Here is a 17718-nt window from a genome sequence, read left to right on the forward strand (position 1 = left end):
GTGCGGCACGAGGGGCGGCTGTAAGTGCGAAGCAAAGATCAATGGTTTACAAGACAGTTTCGCTCCCTTCGCGCAGCAGGGAAACAAAGCAGGCTGTCATCCGAAGGATAACGAAGGCAGCAAAGCGCGGTAATGACCCAGGGCGCCCTTTGAATTCTTCTGTGATCATGGATACCCGCCGTCGTTAATTCTGCCCCCTGAGCCGGAGTTTCCCCCGGAGTGCGTCGACATGGTTTGTGGAGGCAAGGGGCGGTGCTCCAGGGAGCCGTGCCAGAACAAGGCGCTTTATCCTAATAGGCGCTGAAAGTGGCACGGGGGCGCAAGCACCGGCCCAAGACTGCTGAGGGGAAAGCCAAGAGCGTTTATAATTTGCCGCGCCCCAAAGTTATAGGGGCCTGAGAAAAGCAGAAATTCAACCCCGCGACGACTTCGGGTACAAAACAGGAGGAAAGATTATGAAATCAAGCAACCACGGGGCTTTCAATGCCCGACTTCTTGCTTAACGTCTGCCCAACTGATGCAACACTGCGCAATGCTCTGAAACATTGCGAAACCTGCAAAACGCCCGCCAGCCTTCGGATTGACGGGCGTTTTCTCTTTTTGGGAGTCTCTCGGGCTTATCCCTTGGGGATCGGTGGCGTAAACAACAGGCCTCCGGCAATCCGGTTCCAGGCATTGATCGCCCCGATCGCGCTGGTCAGGAACAGGATTTCGCTTTGGCTGAACTGTACCTGTAGATCACGATAAACCTCATCGCCAACCGCCTGTTGATTCATCCGGGTAAGTGCTTCGGTCCACGCCAGTGCAGCCCGTTCCCGTGGCGAATATAAGCTTGTTTCCTCCCAGACGGCTACGAGATCAAGTTTGGCTGCGGCAATGTCCAGTTTGCGTGCCAAATTCAGGTGGTACTGCAAGCAAAACGCGCAACCATTGATCTGGGACGCGCGCACCTTGAGTAGCTCGGTCAGTTCCTTCTCCAGGCCCGATTGATCAACCGCCTGCCCTAATGCCCGAAGAGCGTTCAAAACTTCCGGAGCGGCTTGTTCAAGGATTGTGTAATCGCTGCGTGCGGTGGGTCCGTGCGACATCTGCTTTTCCTCTGCTGTTGGGATAATATAAGAACTCGAACAACTTCATAATATTCGAATTCTTACATATGAGCAAACCCCACCCAACCAAGATTCCTGCCATTGGTGAAGGTAAGCGTGGCGAGCAAGGGCATATCGGCTATCTGCTACGCCAAGCCCACGCAGCCCATCGCATCCGAATGGAGCAGGCCTTGGCTCCGCTTGGCCTCACACTGCCACAATTTTCGGTCCTGACCATGCTGGGGGCGTATCCCGGAATTTCCGGCGCAGATCTGGCCCGGCTTTCTTTGCTGACGCCGCAAACCATGAGCGTCATCGTAAGCAATCTGGAACGTGCAGAACTCCTCAGCCGCAAACCCCACGCACAACACGGGCGCATCCAGGTCATTGAACTCACCGAAGCAGGCAGGCAACAACTTGCGCATAGCAAGCAGGCGGTACATCAAGCAGAAGAAGCCTTGCTCAGCAAGGTATCAGTTGAAGAAGAAAGCATCATCCGGCGCTGGCTGGTTTCAGTGGCCAAAGAAAGCATACTGACCTGATAACTTGTCTATGAGTCTTCTTGGCCTGTAACCACGTAAACAGCATGGAAGCTACCCTTCTTTACTCGCTGCTCAGCATCGCAGGATGTTTAAGCATGCTTTGTCTTGTGACCTGGCTTTTCATAAAAAGGCTAAAGGCCAAGGAAAGTCGGATACGCAGCTTTCTTAAATGGATTGCAGATCTGTTTGATTGCCTGATGGGTTTGTAACCATCTCAAAATCGTGCATCAATTATCTCGTCAGGAATCCCGACTTTGCTTGCTGGCAACAATACGCATTCGGATCTTGACTGTATCTTCAACCTGCAAGGCACCACCCAGAACACTCATCGGGGTGATACCGAAATCAGACTGCTTGATTGAAAAACTCGCTGTGACAATCAACTTGTCATGATCGTATTCAACCGCTGTCGGCACAACAATTTCGCATTCAACACCATGCATTTTGATTTTCACAACCACATCCATCCCCCAACCCGGGCCAGTCAAAGCACCTGAGCGGATTTCGATGATTGGGTAATGAGCGGCATCAAGCACCTTCTCACCGAGCATATTCCTCGTTGTACCCGCGATGGCCTCTTCATCGGGTTGCGGAAGAAACTCACCGCCCTCATCCAAGCGCGCATCTGCGGTATCAACCTGAAAATCCTTTACCGGAATTTCAATCGTAAACCGGGATTGATGAACATCTGGGGTCAGAAGAATTTCTCCCCGTAGGCTTTTCGCCTGGACAACATGATTATGCCCAAGCTTCGCCAGCGGCCCCCCGCGAAAAACAAGAAACCGAACATCGGAGAGTTCGGGAAGAATGGTATAGCGATCTGCATTTTCTAGCGCCTTTTCGTCGCGCGAAGTGCGAGCCGCCTGATGCTCAATAGCAACAGGCTCAGGCAACGTCTGGCAACCCGTCTGACATAGCAAACCCAAACTCAATCCAACAAATAACCAAGGCTTCAAAGCCCGAGGCTTTGCTTCACATCGAGAATTCCCGAACATCACTGCACCTCGCCATTATCTATGGATACGTTTAAATTGACTGACGAGACTCGAAAGCTCGACGAAGAATTTCATTGCACATTTCACGCAAATTCTTCAACAGAACATAGAGTACAACACTCAAACCCAATACGGGTAGCAACCCAAATTCGGCATCAAACACCCAGAATAGAACAAACGCACCTCGCTTCCAAGCGGAAACAGTTTATAGCGCTCGGCCAGAACGTGAAAGCCACTGTTGATGGCTCTTGAGATCGAGGGCTCGCAAACCCAGCCTCATACTTTGGCTTACACATGGTCACCCCCTTACGCCCGGAATACAGCCCCCCCTCGGAGGCATCGCCCCCAAACAGAAACGGGCCCAAGCCAATTAGTTTCTACTTCTGGGCGCGCCCACAAATAGGGGGATTACCCCAAAGTCAGCCACCGGTTGCGGCGGGAAACCGCTAGAATTTTTTCTTCGCCATTTCTCGTCGGATTCGGCCAGCAAACAGTCAAGAGCGGGTGCTGACACCTTCTAAAAAGCAGCTATCTGAATGGCCCCGCGACATGCTGAAACCCGCCGGGAAGCCAATTCACACAATTCGGCCAAAACTATCATCCATTCCTTATCCATCTTGCGACAGCTTTGTGAAACCAAAGGGACGCTCGAAATCATCAATGGCAGTTCGCAAAAAGCTGCCTAGCTGCCTCGGGCTTTCCGGCCACGCGTAGCCCGTTTGACTGGTACGCTTTGTCCGTACTCTTTCCACCAAACCGTGAGCGCCTCCATCGTCGGGCCGAGCCCACGAGCCTTTTGCGTGATCTCGTATTCGACTCGCGGCGGTACTTCTGCGAACACCGTGCGCAACACCAAACCGTCCGCCTCTAACTCACAAAGTTACGCTTGAGGAAGTGGAGCCTTGTGTCCAACGCGAATTGATTTCGTCCATCAAGATCGAAAAAGCAGTTGAACTAATCAAACAGCACGAAGAGACGGCCTCGTTGTTCATGCTGTCTGCTACATCATATGCAGACACATATCGCAGAATTCATAATCGGCTTTTTGTTATGGGGTCACAGATGGTGGCTACTGGTTTGCACACTCAAGTGTCGTCCTTTAGGCGCCACAGCCATACGGTACGCAGGGTTAGATAGCCAATGAACAAATTCGCGCCGATAAAAATTGGCCAAGCCATCACTTGTGCGGCAACCACCCCAGCCAGGGCCAGTTTGAGGCAGCTCACAGTAGTGGCAGCGACCCCAAAGGTGTATGCCCAGTAACTCGGGGCAAATGGCTGCTGGCTTAACCAGCGTCCAAGGCGAAGGCCCAATAGGAGCTGGAACAGGCCATATCCCCACAGCATCAGCAACCATGGCTCGTGTCCGCCAGGCACGAGCATCAAAGCAGCCATGGCACACACCACAGGAGGGGCAAACTGAATGCCCAGCAACGGTCGCTGAGGTGCAGGCATGGAGGGGAGATGCCATAACCGCTGAATGACCAACGGCTCCAGCGCTAACCAAGAAAAAGCGCCAGCGCCCAAGAACAACCACCCCCAGTCGGCGTGGCCTAAACCGCCCAAGGCTGCAGCACAGGTAAAATTGCCTGCCACTGTAGGCAGGTACAGTGCCGGAGTGCTATCGCGCACATCGCGCCCGCCTTGCCACAAGGAGCCTGTATGCCATAAAGCAAAAGCAAGATGCCAAATGAGCGCAGCCCCTGTTAGCAGCCATGCCGCCAAACGAGAATACGGTAGCACGGCCAGAGCAATCAAGAAGGTTGCTACCGCCAGCAGCGCGGTTGCGCTGCCTTGCACGGGGTGGAGCACTTCATCGAGAAACACCAAAGGACGTCGTATCGATTGCTGCACGTAAAGCATCAACAATACAGCCCAGACCACAGCTGCCAAGAGCAATAGCAGTTCACCGTACAGGCTCGGCAGCCCCCATAACTTATTGGCCACCCGCCACGCTTGGCCAAGACCGGACAGACCCAGCACCATACCAAAGAACGAAGCAGAAAGTGGACGGCGCATGATGGAAAATTTGATTGAGAAAACGCCATTTTAATCGTTACTGCAATTCCAGCCTATCTTCGCCACCTGTTCTCATTAATACTGTACCGGTAGTTCCTGTGCAAACCCGGTCACCGATTCTGGTTCAAGGCCGGTCGGTGAAGCAAAAACAAACCCACCTGCGTGGCGGGCTCAGAGAAATTGCCCCTTATCGGCTAATAGCTGTTTGCTAGGTTTGGATTTATCTTTCTCACGTTCTATGATTTCAGGCTCAAGTGACTTGCAAGCTCAATGTGGGCAATACTGATAGACTGATTTTCGGTGCGGATTCCACCGGTACCTGTTGAAACCGCAGCATCAAGGAGTATTGATGCGGTCATAGAGAAACTAAGTTCGACAAAAAGTGGAATTGTTGTTCTTCAATAAACGACGAAGCACTAGGTGTGACCTTGCAAACGGATGAGGTTAACCACCGCCAAAGCTTGTGTTGCGATTCCATATCCAATGCTCTCCTGAGGGGTATAAGATGCAAAATAATTGGCATCTTTACGGGATTTTGGCGCTCTTTCGTTCCATGCACGAAGGAGCGGACCCAAGAAAATCTGATTTAACAGAAATGCTCGCCTGCTCCACGCAAACTCAAAATTTGTGTGAACAACTTGCACAACAGTGGAGCAATCAGTTGGAGTGAGCGTAGCAGCTTGACTCGGTAGCGCGACAGACTAGAACCCTCTTTACCTTCTATATGCCCCTGAATGGGGTGTAGGTAATCTGTCTCAAATCAGAAGTCATCAACCAGTCCTTGCAGATAGTGCGTCAACTACAAACAAGTCAGAGATCACAAGCGTTCAGCTCTGCAAACGACCGTTACGATACATTTGCAAAGTCCTGAAGCAATTAATTGCCCTTGTCATTAACATGGTCTTGAATTGAAAATATATTAAAGCCGACAATTTCCCGGTTTGCATAGTTTAAATAGTCTATGCTTGCGACAAGGGATATCTACCTAGGCTAGGTAAAGCCACGCTACCCGATATTACCCTGACGGGCCCATTGTCGCGGACCCTATTCGCGTTCGCAGATCAAGCAGAAGCACTGCACCACTATTGACCCTTACATGAACAAAGGAACTCATCATGAGTGACGCAGCGCAACCGCTGACCGATCAAGACGAAGGCCCGCTGTCTCCATGGTGGATACGCGCGATATTGATCGTGATGGTGCTTGGCTTTAGCGGGCTGATCATAATAACGACGCTTGCATACCACAATGCGCCGCCGATTCCCGCCCTGGTGGTGGACGACAAGGGGGTTACCCTCTTCAGCGGTAATGATATAGGTGAAGGCCAAGCAGTATTTCTCAAATATGGCCTGATGGACAATGGCAGCATCTGGGGCCACGGTGCCTATCTGGGGCCGGATTATTCTGCAGAAGCCTTGCATCGCATCGGCGAAGACACGGCTGAAACTATCGCACAGCAGCAATTTAATCAGCCTCTGGCTGCACTGACACGCTCGCAGCAAGCGGCAGTCCATGCCGAAACAGCTGTTGTGCTTAAAACCAACCGTTATGACGCAGCCAAGGACATCCTGCAGTTGACGGCGCCAGAAGCTATGGCTTATCGCCAACAGTTCAAATACTGGGCTGACTATTTCCGAGATCCTTCGCGCAATGGTGGCTTGAAGGATAACCTCATTAGCGATCCTGTCGAGTTGCACCAATTCACGGCCTTCGTTTCATGGGCTGCCTGGGCCTCGGTGGCGAACCGCCCCGGTGAGGAATATTCCTACACCAACAACTTTCCGTACGACCCCAGCGTTGGCAATCAATCCACGCCGGGTGCCTTGCTGTGGAGCGCTTTGAGTCTGATGGTGTTGCTGGCTGGCACCGCTGCCGTATTACTGGCGTTCGGTAAGTTCGATTATTTGGGTTGGATTTCCCGTGGCCATCACATTCACCCACAGTTGCTGCCGGGACAATCCAGCCGGGGCCAGAATGCGTTGGTAAAGTTCTTCGTGGTCGTGGCGCTTTTGTTCCTGATGCAAACCCTGGTCGGCGGCGCCGTCGCGCATTACCGCGCCGATCCGGGAAATTTCTACGGCATCAAGTTGGAAAACATCTTTCCTAGCAATCTGATGCGCATATGGCATTTGCAAACATCAATTTTCTGGATCGCAACCTCTTATGTTGCAGCTGCGCTGTTCCTTGCCCGCTCGCTTCGTACTGACGAGCCACGCTGGCTCACCGGCTGGACGCATGTGCTGTTTTCCGCGTTCGCAGTTGTGATCGCAGGCAGTCTGATCGGCGAGTGGTTGGGGATTTCGCAACTGCTCGGTCAATGGTGGTTCTGGTTCGGCAATCAGGGCTGGGAATACCTGGAACTTGGCCGCGTTTGGCAATTCTTGCTGGTAGTTGGTTTATCGGTGTGGTTCGTATTGCTATGGATATTGCTGCGCTCGCGTACACTATCGCAGAAGGCAGTGAGGCCCATTGTCAGAATGTTTCTGGTCGCTGCGCTGGCGATTCCGGTTTTCTATATTCCGGCCCTGTTTTTCGGTGCCAAGACCAATTACACCGTCGTCGATACATGGCGATTCTGGATCATTCACTTGTGGGTGGAGGGTTTCTTTGAATTCTTTGCAACGACAGTCGTAGCACTGACGTTCTATCAACTAGGCCTGACACGGCGCAATGTCGCGTTGCGCGTGATCTATCTTGATGCCATTCTCTACTTTCTGGGTGGCCTGATGGGCACTGGTCACCATTGGTACTTTACGGGCCAAACCAACGTCAACATGGCTTTCTCGGCCTTGTTTTCCGTGCTGGAAGTGGTCCCGCTGACCTTGCTTACACTCGACGCCTGGGATTTCGTGCGCACGACGCGTGGCGAGTGTGAAGTATGCGGCAAAGCAGTGGCCGTACCCCACAAGTGGACGTTTTACTTTCTGATGGCAGTAGGTTTTTGGAACTTTGTCGGAGCCGGCATTTTCGGTTTCCTGATCAACTTGCCGATTATCAGCTACTACGAGATAGGCACTCAATTGACACCGAATCACGGCCATGCCGCGTTAATGGGCGTCTTCGGTATGCTGGCGATTGCTTTGATGGTGTTTGTGTTACGTCAGACCAGCAATGACATTCGCTGGGCCGGAATCGAAAAGTACATCCAAGTTGCATTCTGGGGAACCAATGTTGGACTAGCGATGATGGTGGCATTGAGCCTGTTCCCAAGTGGGGTACTACAGGTGTGGGATGTGGTGCAACATGGCTACTGGCACGCGCGTAGCCTTGACTATACCGGCGGTGATCAGGCTCGCCTGCTCGAGTGGATGCGCATGCCAGGAGATGTGGTATTCATCTTGGGCGGCGCCGTACCACTGGTCATCGCATCAATCAAAGGCTATCTGGGCATGCGCACAGCAGCAAAGGAATCCGATCAACGCATTGCCATGTAATTAATATGGTCGATTGATTATTGATGATGGTTCGACACGGCCTAATGTTTACAGCATGTTCGGTTCAGTTGGACTGTGGTCCAACGGTTAAAATAAATGGCCGATCAATTATTAATCGATCACCCTCTGTCGTATATGTAAATATCCCCACTCTGGCGTGGGTCGGTGTGCGTGATTCCTGGGGCGGCAAGCGGGCGTCCAATGGTAATCTTGCCCTGCGTCCGGTATACACCGTCTAGCTGCCGATTTGATTCTGTCCGACCACATCAATTGAGATCGTGATGAGAACTAGGCAATCGAACTCCGGGTACTTGGGGAAGGTAATCTCGCATCACTTGGATGAACGCCATTAGGCGAGCTGGGCGAAAGCGCGCGGGGGGATATACCAGCGAGATCGGCAAGGGCGGCGCAGACCAATCAGGGGCCAGTTGAATCAATCGCCCGTCGCTCAACGCGTCGGCAACTGCCCACGCTGAAGCAATCCCCACTCCCATGCCGGCCAGTACAGCATTACAGAGTGCATGAAGATGATCTGTCGATAATCGGGGATGGATCGCTAATCGCTTTGCTTCTCCGAACTGAGTGTGGTGCAGCACCACCTCATCGCGGTAAAACGTATTCAGCGCAATCCATGGCAGTTGTGCCAACGCTACCGGATCATTGGGTAATGGTGCGTCACCCAAGATGCTAGGGGCCGCCACAACAATCCTAGGTAATTCAGCCAGGCGGATGGCAATCAATCCCGGAGCATCAACAGCGCCGATTCGGATAGCACAATCGATGCCCTCCGCGATGAAATCGGGCATACGGTCGTGTAATAGCCACTCCACAGACACATTGGGATGTCCGTTTAGAAATTCGATTAACGGGGGTATCAATTGTTGCTGTCCGAACACCGATGGCACCAAGACCCGGAGGTTGCCTCGTGGTAAATCCTGGACTCCCCGCAAATCCGATTCAATGGCATGCCAGCGCTCAAGCAACTCCTTGGCATGTTCATAGCAACGCTCGCCATCCTCAGTAAGGTTCATGGCATGCGTGGAACGCAGCAACAATCGGAGGCCCATAAGGCGTTCGAGTTGTTGCAACCGACGGCTGACAGTCGGTTGGGTCGTCCCTTGTTGCTGCGCGGCAGCAGATAGGCTGCCTGCCTCAACGATTCGGACAAATGTTTCCAGTAGATCCAGCCGATCAGCGCCAATTGACAGTTTGTTCATACTCTTAACGTATAACAGTTCTTTGTCTTAGGCTACTACAACACAATTCATGTATCAGGAGAATAAGGGTGTCCCCACGCTTACCTCTTTGGAGTTCTGTCATGTCATCTTCTTCCTTGAGCTACCCGGCATCAACAATCGCCGATAAGCCAGTGCCAGCATTCTTAGTCACCTTGTTAGCCACTGGGGCCGGATTGTCCGTAGCCTCTCTCTATTACAGTCAGCCCATGCTTGGCATTCTGGCGGTGGATATTGGTGTCAGCGCTCTGGATATCGGCTTTGTACCAACCCTGACCCAGCTGGGCTACGCTGCGGGTATTCTGCTGCTCGCCCCATTGGGTGACCGTCATGATCGCCGCTCCATCATTCTTATAAAAGCCGCCCTGCTGGTGATATCGCTTCTCGCGGCTGCTGCGGCTCCATCCCTTGGTATGTTGCTGGCTGCAAGTTTGGCGATAGGAATTACCGCCACCGTTGCTCAAGACATCGTGCCCGCAGCAGCAACCTTGGCACATGCATCCCGGCGCGGGAAAGTCGTTGGCAGTGTCATGACCGGCGTGCTCCTTGGTATCTTGCTTTCCCGGGTTATCAGCGGCTTTGTTGCAGAGCATTTCGGCTGGCGTTCAATGTTTGTCCTTGCCGCCATTGGCGTAGCTCTCAGTGGCGTTGCGCTCTGGCGAGCCTTGCCCCGCTTTTCGCCGACCACCACCATGACTTACCCGGCATTGCTGGGATCGCTGCTCAAGCTCCTGCGTCGCCATGCCACTCTGCGCCGCGCGGCCTTGTCCCAGGGATTGTTGTCCCTAGGTTTCAGTGCATTCTGGTCCACCCTGGCTGTTATGCTACATGCTGGGCCATTCCACATGGGCAGTGCAGCGGCTGGCGCTTTTGGGCTTGCCGGTGCTGTCGGTGCCTTGGCCGCACCCGTGGCAGGCCACCTGACCGATCGTCGCGGACCGGAACTTGTGACTCGCGTAGGGGCTGGGTTAACTGCGCTTTTCTTCGCGATAATGTGCCTTTCCCCGCTCCTGTCTGCGACTGCCCAACTTTGGCTACTCGGAATCGGCACCGTCGGTTTCGACCTCGGGGTACAAACGACGCTGATTGCACATCAATCCATCATCTATGGTATCGATCCGGGGGCCCGCAGCCGTCTGAATGCCGTTCTTTTCGTCAGCATGTTTATCGGCATGGCGGCAGGCGCCGCGTTAGGCAGTACCCTACTGGCTCAATGGGGATGGATTGCTGTGACCAGTATGGCTACGATCTCTGCCCTGGCCGCACTTGCCGTGCGTTTCTGGTCTGAGCCTGAAGACAAGAATCTTAGGTGAGAACGTTGCGCACGCTTCGGAAACGATATTTTTTTATCGCTAGTTCGATCGCCGCACCTTGCCGGCAGCAATCCGCAGTATTGCTGCCTTTCCCTCTCAGACTGATCAACCTCTGTTTTGCCGAGGTTCGAACGGATATCGCCCAGAAGAAAATTCGCCGGCAGACCACGGTTTTTTTGGACAGAACCTCGGCCAAAGCAGCCATTCGACACTTCCAACCTGGGCAACCGGTTTTGAAGAAATGCAGACGTCACGGTGACTACAAAATGCAGGACGATTCACCCCCGCGTACCGCGCCTTATCAAGATGGGCGGGCATTGCGGCTGTTTGACCAGCGTTTGTAGTCGACAGGAGACATCCCGATGAGTTGGAAAAAAGCGCGCCGGAATGAAGTGTCATCGTTGTAGCCACATTGGGTGGCAACCTGCTTGATACTGGCGCCGGGGTTGTCCAGCAGCATGCAGGCGGTTTCGATTCTGACGCGGGTAATGAACGCTTTGGGTGATTCATTGACCAGTTCCTTCAGCCGACGATGCAGGGTCCGCTCGCTCAGGTTGAGCGCCTTGGCCAGCCGTTCTGCAGTCATGCCGGGCTGTTCATGACGAATGATTTGCTCTGCCTGCAGCAATAAAGGGTCGGCGGTATTGACGAAACCTCGTGGTGCATAGACCAATTGCGGCAGCGACTGACTGTCGGCCACCGAAATGTCGGCAGCCAGTTTGGCCACATCGGCTCCAGCCAGCCGGCGGATCATGTGCAAGGCCAGATCGACCCAAGAGAGTGGTCCACCTGTCGTCACGACACGGTCCTGTTCTTCAATCGCCGCCCCCCACGCGACATGCGCCTTGGGAAAGCGCCGTTTGAAGGCGTGATGCAGCCACCACGTGGTGGTGCAACGTCGTCCATCAAGCAGGCCTGCTTCCCCCAACACAAAGGTACCCGCGCAGGCCGCGCCTACCCATGCACCTTGCTGATGGCTCTGCTGGAACCAGCGCGCCGCCTGCTGAATGGACGCAGACATTGGTGGCAGTCTGTCCGCCCCCAGCGCCATGCCGGTAACCAGAACGGCATCGTATGCCTCCCCGCCAGCAAAGCCCTCGTCAACCGGGATCAGGCGGCCCTGAGGATCACGTAAAGGCTGTCCATCAGCACTGACGATACGGGTTTCAAACGCCAACCCAGGCGGGATCGCCAGCCCCTGCGCCGCACCTTCGGGCGGCGCACGCAGCGCCTGATTGGTAATCCAGAACAGATCGGACAAGCCCGCTATGGCAGATAGCAGGCTGCCCTCCACTGCAACAATCGCAATCCGCATGCGGAGCTCCGAAAAATGGTTGGCGAACTTTGCATGAAGTATGGCTGATTTGCCATCTAACGCAAAACGGGCACCTTCTCTAGACTAGGAGGCATTGATTTCACAGACCTTGCTGACATGAAAACCTCCACCAGAACACCACGCCCCCGCCCATGGCTCGGCAAGCTCGCGGCTGCCCTGAGCTTCGCGCTCATGCTGGGTCATGCGCCAGCAGCCTCTGCTGCTGATGAGGCGAGAATCAAGCACATCGTGCTGGTCCACGGCGCGTTTGTGGATGGATCAAGCTGGACACCTGTCATCGCCCGGCTGCAAGCCATGGGCTATCACGTTACGGCAGTCCAGAACCACCTGAACTCGCTGGCCGATGATGTTACCAGTACTGAACAGGTCTTACGTCGCCAGCCCGGCAAGGTGCTGCTGGTTGGCCATTCCTGGGGAGGGGCTGTGATTAGCCAGGCGGGCAACGCGCCGAACGTAGCGGGCTTGGTCTATCTCTCTGCCCTGACGCCCGATAGTGGCGAATCTGTGGCCGGGCTATTACAGCGCCTGGATGTGCATATGACGGGGCTTGCGCCGGACGAAGCGGGTCTGATCTGGCTCGATCAACCCGAGCAGTTTCAGAAGATCATGGCGGGCGATCTACCGCTCGCGCGGGTACGCCAGCTCGCTGCTGTACAGCAACCCATCGCAGCCAACAGCTTTGCAGAACCTGTCACGCAGGCAGCGTGGCGCACCAAGCCCAGCTGGTATCTGGAGACCAGTCTCGATCAGGCGCTACCGCTCACCGCGCAAAAAGCCATGGCGCAACAGATAGGCGCCCGCGTGCGGAGTATTCCCGCCAGCCACCTTTCCATGATTTCACGCCCGCTTGCCGTCACAGCGTGGATTGACCGTGCCGCACGAGAGGCGGCACGTTCTGCAACACATTGAAACCTCCCCACTCCCAACCCTGCCCCCCTGACAGAGAGATAGATATGAACATCCTGCACATTGATTCGAGCATCCTGGACGGCAACTCCGTTACCCGTGAGTTGTCGGCTGCCATCGTCACACAACTGAAGGCCAGCCATCCCGATGCCAGCGTGACCTACCGCGACCTGGTCAAGCATGAGATCCGCCACCTCACCGGCGCAATTGCGGCAGGTTTCCGGCCGACCGGCTTGGACGATTTTGATGAAGCCACACGCCAGGAGCATCAGCTTTCCGCTGCGCTAGTCAGTGAATTTCTCGCTCACGATGTAATCGTCATCGGGGTGCCGATGTACAACTTTTCCGTGCCGAGCCAGTTGAAGGCTTGGCTGGACCGGCTTGCCCAGGCTGGGCGTACCTTCAAATACACCGAAACCGGGCCGGTCGGGCTGGTCAGCGGCACGCAGGTATTCATCGCTTCAGCACGTGGCGGCTTCTATGCCGAAGGCCCATTCACTCATATGGACTATCAGGAAAGCTACCTCAAGACCTTCTTCGGTTTTCTGGGAATTCGCGATGTTCACTTCATTCGCGCAGAAGGCGTATCGAAAGGCCCACAGATCAAGGAAGCAGGCATCCAGCACGCCCATTCTGCCATCGCCGCAACACTTGCGATCTTCCAGAGCAAATAACCCGCAGGCCACGCAACGAAAAGGAGCGCCATATGCTGTTCGCCATCACCCTGAATTACCTGCGTCCGCCCGAAGACATCCAGGCGCAACTGGAAGCTCACAAAGCCTGGTTGGTTCGATACATTCAGACCGGCAACATCCTGTTTGCTGGCCCGCTACACGCCAAGGCTGGCGGTTTCGTGCTCGCACATGCATCCGAGCAGGCGGAGATCCAGAACATGATCGCCGAAGACCCATTCCATATTCATAAGCTGGTCAGCTTCGATGTCCAAGCCACCGAGCCCGTAATTCGTGCTGAAAATTTTTCGGGCCACTGGGCTGCAGACGCAAAGGCAATTCCAAAGACATAGCATGTCTTGGGTATATGCCTTCAAAGAATCCAACTCAGACCATTACAAACTCTAGGTAAACGGCATGAAGCGGAGCAATTTCCTTACATCCATCACGACCATCTCGGCACTGTCTATCGTACCCTCGGCAACCTCATTTGCTCAGACCCCTTCGAATTTTGGGCTGCCGGATCTCCCTAAGAGCGATTCCATCGAGTCAAGATGGGAGAGGTTGAAATCATCGCACTACATGATGGTGCCACCCGCTTACCTCTTAATGAAAAGTATGTAACCAATGCCCCGTTCGCGGAGGTCAAAAAGCTGGCTTCTGACCTGGGGCTCAGTACCGATTATGTGGAACTTCCGTTCACCGCGTACCTCATCGTTGCCAGCTCCCGCCGCATCCTTCTTGATACTGGCTTGGGCAAGTTTGGCTCACCAACGGAAACGACTGGAAAACTCGTGAACAGTCTGGGTCTTGCTGGGTACAAGCCGGAAGACATCGATACCGTCCTCATCTCACATTTCCATGCCGACCACATCAGCGGGCTGAGAAATCGTGCTGGAGTGTTTACTTACCCAAACGCCAAGGCCTGGGTTTCTTACATGGAATATGACTATTGGACTAGCCACAAAAACACGCAGGGAGCCCCCGAACGAAAAGCAGCTTTCGATTTAGAACTTATCCGTAAATAAGTGATAACCTATCTCACACGTGTAAACATCGCGCTTGGGAGATGCTGATGGCAAAGGTCAAGTCCTGGGAAGTACGCCTACGAGAAACACCTTCTTGCGTCCATGTCGGTCTGTCAGCCCTCCAGATGGGATCAGCATCGTGGCATAAGCCACAGTATAGGCATTGAGCACCCACGAAAGATCAGCCGCAGTGGCTTGCGGAAAACCTGCGCACAAAGCACTGAAAGCTGCGAACAGTTGTTGGCGCGCGACCAATATGATCCAGTTTGCGTAAGTAGTGCGCGTTGAAAATTACCCAGGTGACTAACCTTCCTGCTCGGTTCTGGAGCGGGGCTAAAAGGAGATGATCACCATAAAAGATCTGGGAATTATTCGACGTATGTTTTTCCGTGATGGGCTGTCCTTGTCGGAGATTGAACGACGCACAGGCCTGACCCGCAAGACGATTCGACGCTGGCTCAATGAGGGTGAGAGGCGAGAGCCCAAATACAAGCGGCGAGCCGCCGAGGACACCAAGATTGGGCCCTTTGCTGCGTATCTGATCAAGGCGCTGGAAGTCGATACTCACCGCCCCAAGCGTGATCGGCGCACTGCTCTGAAGTTGTTTGCCGAAATCAAAGCCGCCGGGTTGCCGTCCGGGCTGGGTTTGGCGTTCTTGATGGTGATGTCAGTAAGGGGCATAAGGGATTCTGCCTGAGCCTTATCTGGCTTGGCTTTCCGGAGATTTGACGGTACACGGTTGGCGGTACACCGCGTGTACCGTCACGGAAGGCGCGATGTCAAGCTACGCTATGACACGCTATGAGAAACAAAAAACCCGCAAAGCGTTGTGCTGTGCGGGTTTTGTGTATGTCTTGCGACGTCTTGAAACATTCGGGTGGTGGAGAGGAGGAGGATCGAACTCCCGACCTTCGCATTGCGAACGCGACGCTCTCCCAGCTGAGCTACCCCCCCACGCGAGTGTTTTATTTTACTCATGTTTATAGATGGAGACAAGCCTTGGGGGTCGTCAGGAGGTTTCCTTGAGCAGTTGGCGCAGGTCGGCTTCGAGGCGTTCCGGGGTTTCGCCGTAGCGTTCGAGCAGGCGGGTTTTGCCTTGGGCGTCGAAGAGGTAGGTGCTGGCGGTGTGGTCCAGAGTGTAGCGCCCGCCTGCCACGTCGCCTTGTTTGGCGTAGATGACGTTGAAGGCTTTGGCGACGCGGGCGGTTTCTTCGAGGCTGCCACGCAGGGCGAGGAAGCGTGGGTCGAAGGCGCCCATGTAGGTTCTGAGCAGAATAGGGTTGTCGCGCTCGGGGTCGAGGGTGACGAAGAGGACGGCCACCCGATCGGCATCGGGGCCGAGTTTGTGGAGCAGGTCGCGGAAGGCGGCAAGATTGGTGGGGCAGACATCGGGGCATTGGGTGTAGCCGAAAAAGACGGCGACAACCTTGCCTTTGAAGTCTGCCATGCTCCGTGGCTGGCCGTTGAAGTCGGATAACCTGAGGGCGGCACCGTAGTCTTTGTTGCTGATGTCGACGCCGTTATAGCGGTAGCTGCATGCGGCAAACAGGCACAGGCTGAATGCAATCAACAAGCTGAGCAGCTGCTTGCGCATGGGAACCCTCCCGAAATAGTGGTTCAGAATCACTTGCAAGAGGACGAATCCAGTTGATGCCAGTGCACAGCGCAGTGCGCACTGGCCGCCCTCTCAATTGGCAATATGCATATCCGTTTGGATTATGCCTAGTTTTCTATTGGCCATGGCCGCTGTGGGCCAGCGCAGTGAGCAGTTTTTCATGCACACCGCCAAATCCGCCATTGCTCATGACCAGAATCTGGTCGCCGTGGTGGGCGTCTTTGGCTACGGCTGCGACCAGGACATCGAGGTTGTCAAAGGTTTGGGCCTTGCTTCCAAGCGGAATCAAGGCTTCTGCCGCATCCCAGCCGAGTTGGTGGGCATAGCAATAAACGTGGTCGGCATTTTGCAGGCTGTTGGGCAATTGCGCTTTCATCACGCCGAGCTTCATGGTGTTGGAGCGGGGTTCGAGCACGGCCAAGATGCGCCTGTCGCCCACGCGGCGGCGCAAACCGGCAACAGTGGTGGCAATGGCGGTAGGGTGATGGGCGAAGTCATCATAGACGGTGACTCCGCGCACGGTACCCCGTGGCTCCAGGCGGCGCTTGACGCCACGGAAGTGGGACAAGGCTTCGGCCGCGTGGGTGGGATTCACCCCCACATGGCGGGCGGCGGCCAGCGCGGCCAGCGCGTTCATGCGATTGTGCTGGCCGGTCAGGGGGAGTTCGCACTGGGCCAGGGCGGCTCCATTGTGGAAGAAGCCCACCCTGTCGTGTTCGTCCAGGTCACGAATCTGCCAGGAGCCTGCGCCGCCGAACCATTCCGTCTCGCTCCAGCAGCCTTGCTCGATCACACGGGCCAGACTGGCTTCGGTGCCATTGGCGATAATGCAACCGTGGCGCGGCACGGTGCGCACCAGATGATGGAATTGCGTTTCGATCGCGGCCAGATCAGGGAAGATGTCCGCGTGATCGTACTCCAGGTTGTTGAGAATCGCGGTACGCGGCCGGTAGTGGACGAACTTGGAGCGCTTGTCGCAGAAGGCAGTGTCGTATTCGTCCGCTTCCACCACAAAGAAGGGGGAGTCTGTCAGGCGTGCCGAATAACCGAAATTGCCGGGCACTCCGCCGATCAGGAAGCCCGGGTTCAACCCTGCGTGTTCAAGAATCCAGGCCAGCAACGACGAGGTGGTCGTCTTACCATGCGTTCCGGCCACAGCCAGCACCCATTTGTCGCGCAGCACGTTATCCGCCAGCCATTGGGGACCAGAGGTGTAGGGCAGCCCCTTGTCGAGAATGGCTTCGAGCAGCGGGTTGCCGCGCGAGATGGCGTTGCCGACGATAAAGACGTCTGGCGAGAGCGAGAGTTGGTCCGGCGAGTAGCCTTCGACCAGGGCGATGCCCTGCTCGGCAAGCTGAGTGCTCATCGGCGGGTAGACATTGGCGTCGCAGCCTGTCACCGTGTGACCAGCGGCGCGTGCAATCAGGGCGATGCCGCCCATGAAGGTGCCACAGATGCCCAGTATGTGAATATGCATGGTCAAATGCCTGAAGGCAGATATGTACAATAGACATGGATTCTACCCTTGTGAGCGAGC

General features: G+C 54.9%; 17 protein-coding genes, 1 tRNA gene and 1 pseudogene. 8 read left to right on the forward strand and 11 right to left on the reverse strand.

The window, feature by feature from the left end; genetic code table 11:
- Positions 1–617: 617 nt before the first annotated feature.
- Positions 618–1088: a carboxymuconolactone decarboxylase family protein gene (locus tag B145_RS0114825; RefSeq protein ID WP_018608367.1), complete on the reverse strand. Its 471-nt coding sequence runs from the start codon at positions 1086–1088 to the stop codon at positions 618–620.
- Positions 1089–1156: 68 nt separating this feature from the next.
- Between B145_RS0114825 and B145_RS0114830 the strand changes: the two genes are divergently transcribed.
- Positions 1157–1630 (forward strand): MarR family winged helix-turn-helix transcriptional regulator, encoded by a 474-nt coding sequence (locus B145_RS0114830; RefSeq protein ID WP_018608368.1) that lies wholly within the window; start codon positions 1157–1159, stop codon positions 1628–1630.
- 239 nt (positions 1631–1869) lie between these two features.
- Here B145_RS0114830 and B145_RS0114840 read toward each other — a convergent pair whose 3' ends face one another.
- The 3 genes and pseudogenes from B145_RS0114840 to tehA form a co-directional block, all read right to left on the reverse strand.
- The gene (locus tag B145_RS0114840; RefSeq protein ID WP_083917763.1) at positions 1870–2625 is read right to left on the reverse strand and encodes a YceI family protein; all 756 of its coding nucleotides are present in this window, start codon (positions 2623–2625) and stop codon (positions 1870–1872) included.
- A 682-nt stretch (positions 2626–3307) separates the two neighbouring features.
- Positions 3308–3493 (reverse strand): annotated as a pseudogene (locus tag B145_RS28170) (winged helix-turn-helix transcriptional regulator); the annotation flags it as partial.
- A gap of 217 nt (positions 3494–3710) precedes the next feature.
- Positions 3711–4643 carry a dicarboxylate transporter/tellurite-resistance protein TehA gene (gene tehA / locus B145_RS0114850; protein WP_018608372.1) on the reverse strand — a complete coding sequence of 311 codons (933 nt, stop codon included), beginning with the start codon at positions 4641–4643 and terminating at the stop codon, positions 3711–3713.
- A 1196-nt stretch (positions 4644–5839) separates the two neighbouring features.
- Between tehA and B145_RS0114855 the strand changes: the two genes are divergently transcribed.
- Positions 5840–8077, forward strand: coding sequence for a nitric-oxide reductase large subunit (locus B145_RS0114855; protein ID WP_245541877.1), 2238 nt, complete (start codon positions 5840–5842; stop codon positions 8075–8077).
- A gap of 266 nt (positions 8078–8343) precedes the next feature.
- On the opposite strand, the gene B145_RS0114860 is transcribed toward B145_RS0114855, so the two are convergent.
- Complete coding sequence (locus tag B145_RS0114860) at positions 8344–9294, reverse strand: LysR family transcriptional regulator (RefSeq protein ID WP_018608374.1); 951 nt, start codon at positions 9292–9294, stop codon at positions 8344–8346.
- Positions 9295–9395: 101 nt separating this feature from the next.
- Between B145_RS0114860 and B145_RS0114865 the strand changes: the two genes are divergently transcribed.
- The gene (locus B145_RS0114865) at positions 9396–10625 is read left to right on the forward strand and encodes an MFS transporter (protein ID WP_026259164.1); all 1230 of its coding nucleotides are present in this window, start codon (positions 9396–9398) and stop codon (positions 10623–10625) included.
- Here the strand turns inward: B145_RS0114865 and B145_RS0114870 are convergent.
- Together B145_RS0114870 and B145_RS0114875 are read right to left on the reverse strand one after the other, a co-directional pair.
- Positions 10618–10830: a hypothetical protein gene (locus tag B145_RS0114870; RefSeq protein WP_018608376.1), complete on the reverse strand. Its 213-nt coding sequence runs from the start codon at positions 10828–10830 to the stop codon at positions 10618–10620. The genes B145_RS0114865 and B145_RS0114870 overlap by 8 nt on opposite strands.
- A gap of 96 nt (positions 10831–10926) precedes the next feature.
- Positions 10927–11940, reverse strand: a complete 1014-nt coding sequence (locus B145_RS0114875; protein WP_018608377.1) for a GlxA family transcriptional regulator — start codon at positions 11938–11940, stop codon at positions 10927–10929.
- 117 nt (positions 11941–12057) lie between these two features.
- Between B145_RS0114875 and B145_RS25795 the strand changes: the two genes are divergently transcribed.
- The 4 genes from B145_RS25795 to B145_RS27010 all read left to right on the forward strand — a co-directional run bounded on the left by B145_RS25795 (position 12058) and on the right by B145_RS27010 (position 14566).
- Positions 12058–12870: an alpha/beta fold hydrolase gene (locus B145_RS25795; protein WP_018608378.1), complete on the forward strand. Its 813-nt coding sequence runs from the start codon at positions 12058–12060 to the stop codon at positions 12868–12870.
- 44 nt (positions 12871–12914) lie between these two features.
- Positions 12915–13541, forward strand: a complete 627-nt coding sequence (locus B145_RS0114885; RefSeq protein ID WP_018608379.1) for an FMN-dependent NADH-azoreductase — start codon at positions 12915–12917, stop codon at positions 13539–13541.
- A 32-nt stretch (positions 13542–13573) separates the two neighbouring features.
- A complete protein-coding gene (locus B145_RS0114890) occupies positions 13574–13891 on the forward strand; it encodes a YciI family protein (RefSeq protein WP_018608380.1) in 318 nt (105 codons plus the stop codon).
- A gap of 201 nt (positions 13892–14092) precedes the next feature.
- Entirely contained in the window at positions 14093–14566 is a 474-nt protein-coding gene (locus B145_RS27010) for an MBL fold metallo-hydrolase (RefSeq protein WP_018608381.1), read from the forward strand.
- Between the two features lie 57 nt (positions 14567–14623).
- On the opposite strand, the gene B145_RS29515 is transcribed toward B145_RS27010, so the two are convergent.
- Positions 14624–14821, reverse strand: coding sequence for an MFS transporter (locus tag B145_RS29515; RefSeq protein WP_342662019.1), 198 nt, complete (start codon positions 14819–14821; stop codon positions 14624–14626).
- A 124-nt stretch (positions 14822–14945) separates the two neighbouring features.
- Here B145_RS29515 and B145_RS0114900 point away from each other — a divergent pair, with 124 nt between their 5' ends.
- Complete coding sequence (locus B145_RS0114900; protein ID WP_157288445.1) at positions 14946–15263, forward strand: hypothetical protein; 318 nt, start codon at positions 14946–14948, stop codon at positions 15261–15263.
- 181 nt (positions 15264–15444) lie between these two features.
- On the opposite strand, the gene B145_RS0114905 is transcribed toward B145_RS0114900, so the two are convergent.
- The 3 genes from B145_RS0114905 to mpl form a co-directional block, all read right to left on the reverse strand.
- Positions 15445–15520: transfer RNA gene (locus tag B145_RS0114905), tRNA-Ala, on the reverse strand.
- Between the two features lie 55 nt (positions 15521–15575).
- Entirely contained in the window at positions 15576–16160 is a 585-nt protein-coding gene (locus B145_RS0114910; RefSeq protein WP_018608383.1) for an SCO family protein, read from the reverse strand.
- Between the two features lie 136 nt (positions 16161–16296).
- On the reverse strand, positions 16297–17658 hold the full coding sequence (gene mpl / locus B145_RS0114915) for a UDP-N-acetylmuramate:L-alanyl-gamma-D-glutamyl-meso-diaminopimelate ligase (RefSeq protein ID WP_018608384.1): 1362 nt from the start codon (positions 17656–17658) through the stop codon (positions 16297–16299).
- Positions 17659–17718 lie beyond the last annotated feature (60 nt).

This window comes from Uliginosibacterium gangwonense DSM 18521, assembly GCF_000373965.1.
In the GTDB taxonomy this organism is placed as follows: domain Bacteria; phylum Pseudomonadota; class Gammaproteobacteria; order Burkholderiales; family Rhodocyclaceae; genus Uliginosibacterium; species Uliginosibacterium gangwonense.

Excerpts from the sequence above, each read along its gene's own strand:
- B145_RS0114825 (WP_018608367.1), bottom strand. The coding sequence starts at position 1,088 with ATGTCGCACGGACCCACCGCACGCAGCGATTACACAATCCTTGAACAA.
- B145_RS0114830 (WP_018608368.1), top strand. The coding sequence starts at position 1,157 with ATGAGCAAACCCCACCCAACCAAGATTCCTGCCATTGGTGAAGGTAAG.
- B145_RS0114840 (WP_083917763.1), bottom strand. The coding sequence starts at position 2,625 with ATGTTCGGGAATTCTCGATGTGAAGCAAAGCCTCGGGCTTTGAAGCCT.
- tehA (WP_018608372.1), bottom strand. The coding sequence starts at position 4,643 with ATGCGCCGTCCACTTTCTGCTTCGTTCTTTGGTATGGTGCTGGGTCTG.
- B145_RS0114855 (WP_245541877.1), top strand. The coding sequence starts at position 5,840 with ATGGTGCTTGGCTTTAGCGGGCTGATCATAATAACGACGCTTGCATAC.
- B145_RS0114860 (WP_018608374.1), bottom strand. The coding sequence starts at position 9,294 with ATGAACAAACTGTCAATTGGCGCTGATCGGCTGGATCTACTGGAAACA.
- B145_RS0114865 (WP_026259164.1), top strand. The coding sequence starts at position 9,396 with ATGTCATCTTCTTCCTTGAGCTACCCGGCATCAACAATCGCCGATAAG.
- B145_RS0114870 (WP_018608376.1), bottom strand. The coding sequence starts at position 10,830 with ATGGCTGCTTTGGCCGAGGTTCTGTCCAAAAAAACCGTGGTCTGCCGG.
- B145_RS0114875 (WP_018608377.1), bottom strand. The coding sequence starts at position 11,940 with ATGCGGATTGCGATTGTTGCAGTGGAGGGCAGCCTGCTATCTGCCATA.
- B145_RS25795 (WP_018608378.1), top strand. The coding sequence starts at position 12,058 with ATGAAAACCTCCACCAGAACACCACGCCCCCGCCCATGGCTCGGCAAG.
- B145_RS0114885 (WP_018608379.1), top strand. The coding sequence starts at position 12,915 with ATGAACATCCTGCACATTGATTCGAGCATCCTGGACGGCAACTCCGTT.
- B145_RS0114890 (WP_018608380.1), top strand. The coding sequence starts at position 13,574 with ATGCTGTTCGCCATCACCCTGAATTACCTGCGTCCGCCCGAAGACATC.
- B145_RS27010 (WP_018608381.1), top strand. The coding sequence starts at position 14,093 with ATGGGAGAGGTTGAAATCATCGCACTACATGATGGTGCCACCCGCTTA.
- B145_RS0114900 (WP_157288445.1), top strand. The coding sequence starts at position 14,946 with ATGTTTTTCCGTGATGGGCTGTCCTTGTCGGAGATTGAACGACGCACA.
- B145_RS0114910 (WP_018608383.1), bottom strand. The coding sequence starts at position 16,160 with ATGCGCAAGCAGCTGCTCAGCTTGTTGATTGCATTCAGCCTGTGCCTG.
- mpl (WP_018608384.1), bottom strand. The coding sequence starts at position 17,658 with ATGCATATTCACATACTGGGCATCTGTGGCACCTTCATGGGCGGCATC.